Below are 13,003 nucleotides of genomic sequence, written 5' to 3'. Positions count from 1 at the left end.
CGTGACCCCCGTCAGAAGCGGGCACGCGCTCCGATCATGAAGTTGCGGCCGACCTTGTCATAATACTGCCCGTTAGTCGGAAAGTTCAGGATCGAGTAGGGCGTCGGCGGCGGATCCTTGTCGAGCAGGTTGTTGATCGCCCAGAACCATTCGAGCTTTCGGTTCTCTCCAGCAAAGATTTTCCCGAACAGGTTCAGGTAGGCGACTGCCGGCACACGGTTGTCGTTGATCGTGTTGGTCGGCAGCGTGTTGTAGGTGACGTCCTGAACACCCTTGCTGATGAAGATCGTCTGCAGGGTGAGTTCCCAGCCCTTGTTGCCGATCGTCTGCGACAGGTTGCCCCGGAACCGCGGGATCGAGCCGAGATTGGTCCAGCCGTTCTCGCCCGCGCGGTCGACCGGCGGCGCGCCGGTCCCTGAATCGACAAAGGCGTGGAAGATGTAGGTTCCGCTCCCGGTAAGACTGTAGCGCCCGCCATCGCCCAGGAACCCGACCGATGTCCCATAGGACAGCGTCATGTCGACGCCTTCCTGCTCAAACGCACCAACGTTCAGCGAACCCGCAGTCAGGCCGGTATGGATGCGATCGTTGGGGTCCGGCGTCGAAACATCCGGGCCATAGCTGAACAGGCCGCAGAAATAGGTGTCGCCAGCGCTGCACAGATTGGCGATGTTGACCGTCGAAAGGTTGGTGATCGCGTCCTTGATCTTGATCTTGTAGTAATCGGCGGAGAAACCGAATCCGCGCAGCGCTCCGGTGCCGCGATAGGCCAAGCCGGCCGTGAGCGTGTCCGCGAATTCCGGGCCGACCTCGGGATTGCCCATGCTGGTGTTCTGCGGAATGTTGGCGTTCTTGGTCAGGCCGTCGACCACCAGCGTCACCGCATTGCGAACGTTGCTGCCTGGGCTATAGAGCTCGTTGATCGCAGGTGCGCGGATGTCATGCGAGCGCGCGACGCGCACGTTGAGCCCTTCGACCGGCTCCCAGGTACCGCCGATCTTCCAGGCGCTCTGCCCGCCGACGGTGCTGTAGTCTGCGTACCGGTAGGCGCCGTTCAGGTTGAGGCTGTGGAGCGCGGTGGCGTCCTTTGCCAGCGGCACAGTCACTTCGACATAGCCCTCCTTGACCTTGAATTCGCCATCGTAGGGCACGGCGTTGCCGGCGGTGAGGAAGCCGTTTGCCGCCCCGATCGCGTCGGCCGTGAGCTTCTCGGTCTCGCGGCGATATTCGCCGCCCACAGCGACCGAAACCGGTCCGGCCCAGGTCGAGAAGGGCTCGCCGACGAGGTTCGCCGCAGCCGTCACCTGGTCATACTTCACCTTGGATTCGCCCCGCCCCAGGACATAGTCGCGCGCCGCCGCGCTGACATTGCCCTCCCCGAACAGGTTCAGCGGCTGGCATCCGGCGGCAGCCGGGTTACCCGACAGCACCCCGCGGCAGACGATGTTTCCGGTTGCGGGGTCGCGCACCGCGTCGATCGCAAAGGCCAGATTTGCAGAAACCGGGTTGTCGAGAGTGACCGCGGAATAGTTATTCACGCCATAGGAAACATGCGCGTCCCACTTCCACGATCCGCCGAGCTTGCCTTCCAGCCCCGCCGTTCCGTGCGGCGTCTCATTGACGATGTCATAGTAGTTCTTGCCCATGTCATAGGCGATGCGGCTGATGTTGAACGTTTGCGTGGTCGCCGGCAGCAGCGATCGCACCTGCGCGGGAATGAAGGCGTTGTCCCGGGCGATCGCCTGATTGGCCAGCCGGATCGCGATGCCGTCCAGGAACCCGCGTGAGCGCGAGAAACCACCCTCGATATACCCGGTAACCGAGTCCGAGAAGTCGTAGTAGATGCTGCCGTACAGCGTCAGGCGGCTGACATCGGGCACCTGCGCGACACCCTTGATGATGGACTCGCCCTCGCCGCCGACCATCACCTGCCCGCCCGAGATGCTGCCCCGCTGGAACGGGCGAATGGAGCCGTCGGGGTTGAAGGTCATGTTCGCCAGCCCCGGGATGTTGCTGGTGATGACGCCGCCCGCGCCTAGGCTGTTGTGAACATTTGGAGAGATGATGAAGGCCGGCTGCCCGAAGCCCGGGGCACCGGGCACGGTGCGCTGTGCGTTGCTGACGATCATCCACTCGTCGCGACCCCAGTCGCGCGTGTAGATGTCGTCCATGCCGTCGTTGTTGGAATAGTCGCCGCTGATCACCAGGTGTCCGCGGTCGTCGTTGAAGCTGGTACCGGCGATCATGCCCAGCCGCTGGGTCGCATAGTCGGCGCGCTGCGAAATCCCGGCCTGGCCGGTGACTTCGACGCCCTCGAACCGCTTCTTCATGATGATGTTGACCACGCCGGACACGGCGTCCGAGCCGTACAGGGCGGAGGCACCGCCGGTCACTACGTCCACCCGTTCGATCATGATCGTGGGGAACAGGTTGAGGTCGGTCGTGGTCGGCACGCCCAGGTTGCTGGCAGGCGCGAAGGGGACCACGCGCGACTGGTTGACCAGCACCAGCGTGCGCTGTCCGCCCAGGGCGCGGAGGTCGGCGGTTGCCTGTGCAGGGCTGGACGTGTTGGTGGCGTTGGCACCCGGAGACCGCGTTGCCTTGAACGCAGGGTTCTGGTTGAGCACCTCCATCACGGTGGTGGCGGCCTGTCTCTCGATGGTTTCGCCGCCGATGACCTGCGTTGGCGTAGGCGCCTGCAACCCGTTCGTCGCGGTGCGGGAGGCGGTGACGACGATCTCGTTGCCCGGCGCAGGTTGTGGCTCTTGCGCCACGGCATCTTCGGCGACCACATCCTGCGAGACCGCTTCCTGGGCGAGTGCCGCCACCCCCATGAAGGTCCCGGTCGTCAATGCGCTCGTCACCAGCATGCGGCGCAGCCACGTCGCGGAACGGCGGTTTGCAGATCCTGCCATGTCATCCTCCCCTCGATTGCCGGAGGCGACGTTTGCGCCGCTCTCCCACCGGTCTCGCGAGCAACCGGGCAAGCGCCGCCTCCCATGCGAGGTCGGCGGTACGCTTTCGGTGGACGCATTATTACGGATTAACGAACGGCACTTGCTTATGACACATAAGCTTGGCTTACAAGCCGTAATGTGACTCTCACAAACGACGTTTGCTAGTGGCGGACTGCACTTATGGGAGGCTCAAGTGCCAGCGCCTCTGCGAGTACGCTCGGGTCGATGAGGCTGTTCAGTTCAGCACGGGAACGCGGCGCCCGCCCCTCCTGCCCCGCCAGCCAATGCTCTTCCTCAGACAAGACATCGGGCAAATCGGCGGGCAACGCGGCTGGAAACGCCAGTGTGGGCCAAGCACGCGCCACGGCCGCCGGAGAGAAGCCCGCGCTCTCCGCCGCAAGCGCCCGCGCTTCGGCAGCGTCGTGGCCTATCGCCGCAGAAACATCGACGATCTCGCGCACGAAGCGAACGATTGCCTTTCGCTTCACGGGATCGGAGAGACTGGCGGCTCGGGTGTTCAGGTTAAACCGCTCACGATAGACGCCGTCGCCCGGAAACTCGACGCTGTCGGGTCCTAGTGCCAGCGCGGCAGTTCCGGCGTGTGGCTCCCAGACCGCCACCGCATCAACATCACCCCTGGCAAGCGCCGCCGGCATTTCTTCAAGCGGCGAGACCCGGACCGGCACCACATCGCCGAGGCAGAGCCCGGCGGTCCCAAGCATCTTGGCCAGAAAGTAACCCGCCGAAGTACTCGTCAGGGTGGCAATACGCTTGCCCTTCAGATCACCGAGCGCGCGGATCCCGGCTGAGCGTCGAGCGACAATCCGATACCGGCCTTCGGTGACCGTCAGGATGATCCGGATATCAGGGTGGTCGACGGAGTACCGCAGTGCCTGCGTCTCCGCGTGGGTCGCCAGGTCCGCGCCCGCGGCCCCCACTAAATCGGCAATGCCGCCATTACGAACGGTCACCTCCGCAACCCCGCGGTTACCGGCAGCAACGAGCACGGGCGCGATCTCGATCGTCGCAGTGCTGCCATAGATGGAGAGCGGCGGAGGCACGTTGCGGACGGGAGGTACGTCGGACTTAGGAGCACAGCCGGCCATCAGCAGCGCAAACACCATCCCCGCTCCGAGGTTCAGCCCCTCCACACTCCTCATGCTCTCGCCCCTTCCCGCCGCTCGTCACCATGCTGCGCTGCGTGGGCACAAGGTATCAGCTTAGGTGATACGCTTCTACTATCGCCAGTGCGATTTTTTAGTGATGGGCGACCGCTGTTCGATAGCATTCCAGTATCGAATATTGATGGACAAAGAATTGGACTGTGGAGCACAGACGAACACAGTTCACTCGCCAAAAAAGAATAAAACTACTCGGAGGGGATGATGGCGAAATACGAGTTAGGGGTGGAATCCGCCCTGCGAAGCCTTTGGCCTGTGCAGGCGGCGTTTTCGCTCCGCACCCGCGTCTCGCTCACCCCGTTTCCCGCAACGACGTTGTTCGCGCTGCTTGCCGGCGCGCCGATGCTGCTGATGCCAGCCGCCCATGCCCAAGCCTTGCCTGCGGCCGACACCGAGGCCCAGCAGGACGGAGCGGTGGCGGAAGAGGTCGTGGGCGAGGACGCCGCACAATCGCAGCCGGGGATCGTCGTGACCGGCACCCGTATCAGCGGCTTCACCGCGCCGACGCCGGTGACGATGCTAGGCGCCGAGGAGCTCGAAACCAAGGCGGTGACAACAGTCGCCGAGTTGCTAGACGATGTGCCGCAGCTGCGTATCAATCAGAACATCGGAAAGTCGAGCGAGCCGGTAGGCGGCTCGAATGCCGACCTTCGCGGCCTGGGTACCCAGCGCACCCTGGTGCTGCTCGATGGCCGCCGTCTCGCCCCAACAGATCCGGCCGGCACAATCGATACGAACATCGTGCCTACCGCGCTGATCAGCAGCATCGAGATCGTAACGGGCGGCGCATCCGCAGCCTACGGCTCGGACGCGGTCGCCGGCGTGGTGAACTTCGTCCTCGACAAGAAGTTCAAGGGGTTCAAGCTCGACGCGTCCTACGGCCAGACAACATACAACGATCATCATCGCCCATCTGTCAGCGCCGCCTGGGGTACCAGCCTGATCGAAGACCGACTGCACGTCACCGTTGCCGGCGACTATCTCCACAATGATGGTCAAACGGAGCAGGGCAGCCGCCCCTGGGGCAATGACGAAACCGCACTGCTGACCAACCCTGCCTACACGCCCACCAACGGGCTGCCGCGGCTCATCATCGCAGACAACTCCCGCTTCACCCAGATGACGGCGGGCGGCGTGCTGACGCGGGCGACGGGGCTTGCGCTTGGTCAGCGGCTCGGCTTCGTCGGCGGCACCGGCGTCCAGTTCGATCGCAACGGCAATCCCGTGTCCTTCGCCTACGGTACCAACGTCGGCGGTACCTTCATGACCGGCGGAGACGGCGCCACGGTGGAGGATGAGGGCAACATCATGCCCGAAATCCAGCGCTACACGGGGTATGGCAGCCTCCGTTTCGACGTCACGCCGGACATCAGCGTCTTCGTCGACGCGCTCTACTCCGAGGTCGACACGCTGTCCGATCTGACGCCAAACCCCGACAATGGCGGCATTACGATCCGCAGCGACAATGCCTTTCTCGCCACCCCGCTTCGCACCGCGATGGGTGCGGCGGGGCTGACGAGCGTCTCCATGGGACGCATGAACTACGAAGACGGCTTCTCGATCTTCGACAGTTCGACCAAGACGCGCCGGGTCACGTTCGGGGTAGAGGGCCGCTCCGGCAACTGGACGTGGGACGTCTCCGGCCAAATCGGGCGCAACAGCTATCAGCAGCGAAGCGATAACAACCGCATCAACGCACGATGGACGCTCGGCCTCGATTCCGTGATCAACCCGGCCACCGGCCAGGCGATCTGCCGGGCGCTGCTCAACAATCCGAGCCCCACCGCCGCGCAGGATCCCTATCGCGACATCCGCGACTGCCAGCCGATCAACCCCTTCGGTGCCGGTGCGATCAGCGACCGCGCCGTCGACTACTACGGCGGCTCGTCCTACCTGCATTCCACGCAGCAGCAGGACGTGTTCGCGGCCAATCTGTCGGGCGCTCCGTTCAGCACCTGGGCCGGCGACGTGAAAGTGGCGGTCGGAGCGGAATATCGCCGCGAACAGACGATCCAGACGTCGGATGCGGACTCGGAACTCCGGCGATGGCGGTCGGTGAATGCCCAGCCCTTCACCGGCGAATACAACGTCAAGGAAGCCTATGCGGAGGTCGTGGTGCCGCTGGCGCGCGGCAGCCGCTTCGCCGAGAACCTCGATCTCAACAGCGCGGTTCGCTATACGGACTATTCCACCAGCGGTGGGGTCGTGACGTGGAAGGTCGGCGTCAACTACGCGCCGTTCGAAGACCTGCGGTTCCGCGGCACCGCGTCGCGCGACATCCGTGCGCCGAACAATTACGAGCTCTTCTCGCGCGGCAACCAGGTGATCAATGCCATCATCGACCCGCGTACCAACGTCTCGCGCCAGACCGTGCAGATCACCAGCGGCAACCCGCTGCTGAAGCCCGAAAAGGCCGATACCCTTACCGCCGGCGTCATCTACCAGCCGTCGTGGCTGCCAGGTTTCCGCGCCTCGGTGGATTATTATTCGATCAAGATCAACCAGGCGATTTCCACCATCGCCCCGCAGGGCATCGTCGACTTCTGCGAGGCCGGTCGCACCGAATTCTGCACGGGCGTGATCCGCGATCCGGTAACCAACATCCTGACCCAGGTGAACGTGATCCCGTTCAACGCGGACTCGCTCAAGACAAGCGGGGTCGACGTGGAACTGCTATACCGGCTCCCCCTGCTGGGCGGCGACGTACGGTTGCGCGGACTGGGAAACTATGTCGCAGAACTGTCGACCACATCCAATGGCGTCACCAACGATTACGTCGGGCTGGCCGGTATTTCGCCGCCGCCGGCTGGCGTGCCCGAATGGCGCATCAACCTGGATGTCGATTATGCGATCGACGATTTCAAGTTTGGACTCGGCTATCGCTACATTGACGGCGGCAAGTTCGATACCCGCTTCAACACCACCACGCTGGACCTGGCCGACAACAATGTTTCGGGTCGCAGCTATGTCGATGTCTCCGCCTCCTATCGCATGACGAAGCAGGTCGAGATCTATGGCCGTGTCGAGAACCTGTTCAACGTGAACCCTCCGATCACCCCTAACGGGATCACCCAGCCGACGGTGGCGAACGGCACCTTCTTTGACCGGCGCGGCACCTTCTTCGTGGTCGGGGGGCGCTTGCGGCTGTGACCGCCCGACCGGTCGGCAGCGGTTCCGCGTGCCGGCCGGTCACTTCCGCTTCGGGGTTGCGGCCACGATCTTTTCGAACGCCGCCACCTGCTGATCGGTGTCTAGCAAATGGTCCAGTCCCATCGACTGGGCCAGCTGGAGCCGATCCCGCCCGCGCTCCACGATAGCCGTTTCCAGCACATCCCCGCGGGCCCAGAGCACGTCGCGCTTGGATCGCGGCAGCCGGCCTAGCGCCTTGAACATTCGCGCGCAGTGAAACCGCCGGCACGTCCACGGCGCACGCCCGTGGATCGCGCAGCCGCACTGGGTGAGGTACACGCAAGCGCCGGTCGCCGGATCGCGCTTCAACGCAGGGACCCGTCGGCCTGGATACAGCGCACTGACGATATACTCGACTGCGTAGCTGGAAAGGTCGTCACCCGCCTCTGGCCGCAAGATGACCTGGTCCGTCTTGCAGCACTCCGTACACCCGCCACAAGGTATGGCGTTCTGGTTCTGCGACGTCTCCATTCCTGATATCCTGCAAATGAGTGCATTCATTTCCCAGGTGCCAGGAAGAGCTGCAAAGCGCCCGGAGTATTCTCGCGTTTTGCCACCAAGGGACGGGAAGTGACCAATAGCCGAACAGTTCGCCTCTGCTACCCAAACGGCATTAGATAGCGTGAAAATAACATATAGCATTTGCTTTTGACGAACGAAACGTATCTCGTTTGAATTAGAACGTCGGCGTGCATGCCACGACCGACGACATAGGAGGGGGCAATGAGGAAATTAGGTCGGTCGCAAGCGCACGCGCTCGCTTTTGGTCCAATGGTCTTAAGCGTCGCTACTGGCATGCTATCTCTGACGTCGGCGGCTTGGGCTCAGGACACGGGCGCCGAAGCTCTCCCCGTCGTGCAAGATACTGCAGTCATAGACGCACCCGACAATGCCGACATCACCGTCACTGGGACGCGGATTTCCGGGTTCACCGCTCCCACCCCCGTCACGACTATCAGCGAGGTTGAACTGCAGGACAAAGGCGTCCGCAACATCGCGGATCTGCTGGCGGACGTTCCTGCGCTAAAGGCGAACCAGAATTCGGGGCAGTCGAACCAGCCGGTCGGCGCCAGCAACCTCGACCTCCGGGGCCTGGGTCCGAACCGAACCTTGCTGCTGCTCGACGGCCGCCGCTTCGCGGCGACTGATCCGTCGGGCGGTGTCGATATCAACGTAATCCCTGTTGGGTTGATCAGTCGCCTCGACATCGTCACCGGCGGCGCTTCTGCTGCCTACGGGTCTGACGCCGTTTCGGGCGTGGTCAACATTGTGCTGAACCATCGGTTCGAAGGGGTGAAAGCCGACGCACAATATGGCATTTCGACCTACGGTGACATTGCGTCGCCGAGCGCGTCCATAACCGCCGGCCACGGCTTTGCGGATGGGCGGCTCCACGTCGTCGCGTCCGCCGATTACTTCCGTAACGGGGGCCAGTTGGCGCAGTCGTCGCGTTCCTGGGCGCGGGCTGACTATGCGATCCTTACCAACCCGGCCTACCCTGGCACACCGGGCGCGCCTCGCCAGTTGACCTCGCCGAACGCTCGCTTCTCCCAGATGACGTTCGGGGGCGTCACCGCGCTCAATAGCGTTCCAGCGCTCCGGAACATCCAGTTCGGCCCCGGCGGCACGGTGCTGCCGTTCGTCCGCGGCACCAACGTTGGCAGTACGTACATGACGGGCGGCGATGGCGCATCACTGTCGGCCAATTCGAACATCCTGCCCGTCCTCGAACGCGTTTCCAGCTACGGCCGCGTCACCTACGACATCGGCGAGACGATCAGCATCCACGCAGACGCCCTCTATTCGCGTGCCGACATCTTCTCGGACGGCACGACGGCGACCGACAATGGCAATTTGGTGATCCGCCGGGACAATGCATTCCTGCCGGCCGAAATCCGTAATATCCTCGTCACCAACAACCTCGCTTCGTTCAGCATCGGTCGCGTGGCGGGCGAGGACGGCGCCTTCTTCAACGCGATCGAGAACACAATCCAGCGGTATGGTTTCGGCATCGACGGCAAGCTCGGCGCAAACTGGAAGTGGAACGCCTTCGTCCAGCTGAGCCGCAATGAATATTACCGAGAAGACGGCAACAACCGCAACGACGTCCGCTTCCTGCTCGGGATCGACAGCGTCGTAAATCCCGCGAATGGCCAGCCGATCTGCCGGGCCCTGCTCGCCAATCTCAATCCCACGGCGGCCCAGGATCCGTATGGCGACATCCGCTCCTGCGTTCCGGTCAACCCATTCGGCGCCGGATCGATCAGCCAAGCGGCGCTCGACTACTACAAGGGAACAGCCATGCTTCGTTCCCGACAGCAACAGGACGTCTATGCGCTGAGTATGGATGGAAGCCTGTTCGATACCTGGGCAGGCCCCGTATCGCTGGCCTTCGGCGGCGAGTATCGCCGCGAGAGTGTCCGCGCCGACAGCGATCCAATCTCTCAGTTGCGGCGGTTCAAGACGGTCAATCCGCAGCCCGTACGTGGGAAGCTGAACGTCAAGGAGGCCTTTGCGGAGGTCGTTGTGCCGCTGCTCAAGGACTCCCGTCTCGGTGACGCGCTCGACCTGAACGGCGCGGTGCGCATCACCGATTATTCGACGAGCGGCAGCGTCACCACCTGGAAAGCAGGTGTCAACTACAGCCCGTTTGCGGACCTGCGGCTGCGCGGCACCTTGTCGCGCGACATCCGAGCCGCCAACATCAACGAACTGTTCTCCGGCCAGAGCCAGTTCTTCAACAACATCACCAACCCGATCACCAATGTCGCCCTCAACACGCGCCAGTTGACCGGGGGCAACCCTGATCTGACGCCTGAGTGGGCCGACTCCCTGACGGGCGGCGTCGTCTACACTCCATCCTGGCTGCCAAGCCTGCGATTGGCGGTGGATTATTATTCCATCGACATCAGGAACGCGATCGCCTCGCTCACGGGCCAGCAGATCGTCGACGGCTGCCTGGTCCGGCAGCAGACCGACCTGTGTCCGGCTATCGTTTTCACCGGCGACGTCATCACCGAAGTGCAAGCCACCCTCATCAACGCTGCCGGCGCCCAGAGCAGCGGTATCGACGTGGAAGTCAGCTACGGCATCCCCGTGGGCAGCGGACGGATTGATCTGCGCACCCTCGCCAACTACGCGGCCGAGCTGTCCACCACGCTGAACGGCGTCACCATCGACTACGCGGGGCAAACCGGAAACACCGGTACCCCGGGGCCGGCGGGCGGGATCCCGAAATGGCGCGGCATCCTTTCGAGCACCTATCGTGGCGAGAACGCATCGTTCGGCGCGCAGGTCCGCTACGTCGACGGTGGCATCCTCAACACAAGCTTCGTCGAGGGCGTGGATATCGACAAAAATCGGGTGCCCTCCCGCACCTATGTCGACATCAATGCCTCGTACCGCGTGACACCCAACTTCCAGATCTTTGGGACTGTCGACAATCTGTTCAACAGGGCGCCGCCGCTTACGCCGAATGCGATCACGGCGCCAAGCTACGCCTCCTCGGTCTTCTATGACCGCATCGGGCGGTTCATGACCGTCGGAGTGCGGGCGAATTACTGATCCCCGCCTCTGCCAGGATCGACCGGTCGATCAGGCGAGCAAGCTCGCCTCGTCGACGGGGCGTCCGCCCATCCTGCGCGGCAAGCCAGCGCTCCTCCACCACCATCGTGTCGAGCAGCGCTGGACCAAGCGTGGCGGGAAACCGATGATGACGCCAGGAGGCCTCGACCAGAGCAGGCTCGAACCCACTGCTCGCGGCGACCAGAGGCCAGACCGCCGCGGGCGTCTCGACGCTCGTTCGGCACGACGATGCCAGGGCCCGCACGAAATCGACCAGCGCGGCGCGGCGGTACGGGTCGGCAAGCACAACGGTCGTCGTGTTGAGATTATAGAACTCGCGATAGAGGTTCGGATCCGAAAAAATTGCCGCATCCGTCCCGAGCGCCTGACCCGCACGCTCGCTTTCAGGCTCCCAGATCGCGATCGCATCGACTTGGCGATCTACGAGTGACGCTGCCATTTCCGAAGGGCGGAGCGAGACGCGCACGATGTCGCTGTCGGCGAGGCCCACCTGCCCGAGCATGCGATGAAGGAAGAAGGCGGCGGAGGTCCGCTCGAACACCCCGACGCGCTTGCCGGCCAGATCCGCCACCCGGGCGACGCCGGCGGATCGCCGCGCGACGATCCGGTACACGCCTTCAACTACCGTCATGACGATGCGAAGGTCCGGGTTCGTCACCGAGAGCCTGAGCAACTGCGTTTCCGCCTGCCCGGCCGCGTCCGCTAAACCTGGAAAACCGTCCATGGCACCGATCACGCGGCCGGCGAACAGGTTGGGGATCCCGCCGCCGGCCGCAAGAACTCGCTCTAGGCCCAATTGTGCCGCAGCGTGAAGGATCGGTCCAACTTCGATCACGTCGGGCCGCGCAGCAACGCGAAGCGCCGCCTCCACCGTCATTGGCCCGGCACCATTTCGCGAGACATGTGGAGCACAGGCAGCCGCTGCGACGACCAAGCCGGATGTCACGACAGTTCGACGGCTCACGATCATAACCCCTTGGCCTCACCTCGGGCGGTGATCACCCTCTCCGTAATGATGCTAGGCTAAATGATTGCCAATACGCAACGGCATTCAACTCTGTGACAGATCAACCGAGTCACTCTGAGCAGCCGAGGTCGCTTACAAGAGAAGTCCCGCCCGAGCCCGGGGCCTGGCGAGCATGCAAAGCGAACGAGGCCACCTTCCGAACGTTTCATGCACGCGACGTGGCCGCACATTTCCGGAGGAAGTCACTGCCACATCTTCTTATTCCAGCTCTGGCGAAGACACTAACCGCATTTTGTGCGCGATGATGCCAATAACACTGCGCCCCACGATTCCGTCAAGAGATCGCTGGCGCTGGCGGACAGCCGCGGCGAGCATATGGCTTCAACTACATTCTCGGGCGGGAGCAAATCTCCCTTCACAATGCATTCCTGGCGATATCCGGGCCGGCGCGGCTTTCGCCGGGGACTAGCGGATGCTTGTGGTGGCCTACTTGAGGCAAGCGGCTTTCCTCACTGTAGCTCGCTGAATTTACATATTAGGCTAGCACCTCCCGGCGGCTTGTCCGCCCGTGCTGACTGAACCAATGTCTTCGGTGTCGCGCAACCTGACGTCGCTGGCGCGCCAACACTTCCCGATGTGCTCCGGTGGCCGCGGCACCTGACGAAGAGCAAGCGGTGCGGCGCGCGGCTATCGGGCTTATGCCGCTACTTAACCGAAAGGTTAATGGTGAAGGAGCTTGCGGAAGAAGTCCTAAAGGTATCGCATGTGCCCTCACCTGCAATAGCGCAGTGGCGGAACCGAGGGAGGGAGCGTTTTCTCTCTAGTACATCGGGCTTTCAGAGATAAATTTCGTTGCACCGGTGCACGTCGCCTGAGCCTCCCGGCGTCAGCCGTTCAGCCCGCGCGGTGTGAACTGGTCTTTGTCGAATAGTATGTGCGCCAACTACATCGGAACCCCGAGCGCTTCACGCAGCCCGTGCCCTCAGATCAGACCTGCTAGCACTACTTTGGCAGAAGAGCGTGGGGAGGTCTGTTGAGGCTGCATCCACAGTGAGGGCAGTGGTGCGGCGGTGAGCGGAACAGGCGGTCAAGGATGGCCTGGCGCACTGCTGGCAGGCTGGGAT

Annotated in this window: 6 protein-coding genes; 2 read left to right on the top strand and 4 right to left on the bottom strand. The window is 63.2% G+C overall.

Annotation, left to right across the window (positions count from 1 at the left end):
- Positions 1-11: 11 nt before the first annotated feature.
- Together QP045_RS16310 and QP045_RS16305 are read right to left on the bottom strand one after the other, a co-directional pair.
- Positions 12-2,915, bottom strand: a complete 2,904-nt coding sequence (locus QP045_RS16310) for a TonB-dependent receptor plug domain-containing protein (protein WP_422516057.1) — start codon at positions 2,913-2,915, stop codon at positions 12-14.
- A 203-nt stretch (positions 2,916-3,118) separates the two neighbouring features.
- Positions 3,119-4,108 carry an ABC transporter substrate-binding protein gene (locus QP045_RS16305; protein WP_422516056.1) on the bottom strand — a complete coding sequence of 330 codons (990 nt, stop codon included), beginning with the start codon at positions 4,106-4,108 and terminating at the stop codon, positions 3,119-3,121.
- Between the two features lie 285 nt (positions 4,109-4,393).
- Between QP045_RS16305 and QP045_RS16300 the strand changes: the two genes are divergently transcribed.
- Positions 4,394-7,288 (top strand): TonB-dependent receptor domain-containing protein, encoded by a 2,895-nt coding sequence (locus QP045_RS16300; RefSeq protein WP_422516055.1) that lies wholly within the window; start codon positions 4,394-4,396, stop codon positions 7,286-7,288.
- 39 nt (positions 7,289-7,327) lie between these two features.
- Here QP045_RS16300 and QP045_RS16295 read toward each other — a convergent pair whose 3' ends face one another.
- Positions 7,328-7,798, bottom strand: a complete 471-nt coding sequence (locus tag QP045_RS16295; RefSeq protein ID WP_422516054.1) for a YkgJ family cysteine cluster protein — start codon at positions 7,796-7,798, stop codon at positions 7,328-7,330.
- Between the two features lie 384 nt (positions 7,799-8,182).
- On the opposite strand from QP045_RS16295, the gene QP045_RS16290 reads away from it, so the two are divergent.
- Positions 8,183-10,891 (top strand): TonB-dependent receptor domain-containing protein, encoded by a 2,709-nt coding sequence (locus QP045_RS16290; protein WP_422516053.1) that lies wholly within the window; start codon positions 8,183-8,185, stop codon positions 10,889-10,891.
- Here the strand turns inward: QP045_RS16290 and QP045_RS16285 are convergent.
- Positions 10,860-11,876, bottom strand: coding sequence for an ABC transporter substrate-binding protein (locus tag QP045_RS16285; RefSeq protein WP_422516052.1), 1,017 nt, complete (start codon positions 11,874-11,876; stop codon positions 10,860-10,862). The genes QP045_RS16290 and QP045_RS16285 overlap by 32 nt on opposite strands.
- Positions 11,877-13,003: the final 1,127 nt, after the last annotated feature.

Origin of the sequence: Sphingomonas sp. 3-13AW, from assembly GCF_049311085.1 — a bacterium.
Lineage (GTDB): Bacteria > Pseudomonadota > Alphaproteobacteria > Sphingomonadales > Sphingomonadaceae > Sphingomonas.
The sequence above is the reverse complement of the archived record's forward strand: the minus strand, read 5'-3'. Positions and strand labels throughout refer to the sequence as shown.

Bases quoted from the DNA above. Each gene is read 5' to 3' on its own strand.
- QP045_RS16310 (WP_422516057.1), bottom strand. From the start codon at position 2,915: ATGGCAGGATCTGCAAACCGCCGTTCCGCGACGTGGCTGCGCCGCATG.
- QP045_RS16295 (WP_422516054.1), bottom strand. From the start codon at position 7,798: ATGGAGACGTCGCAGAACCAGAACGCCATACCTTGTGGCGGGTGTACG.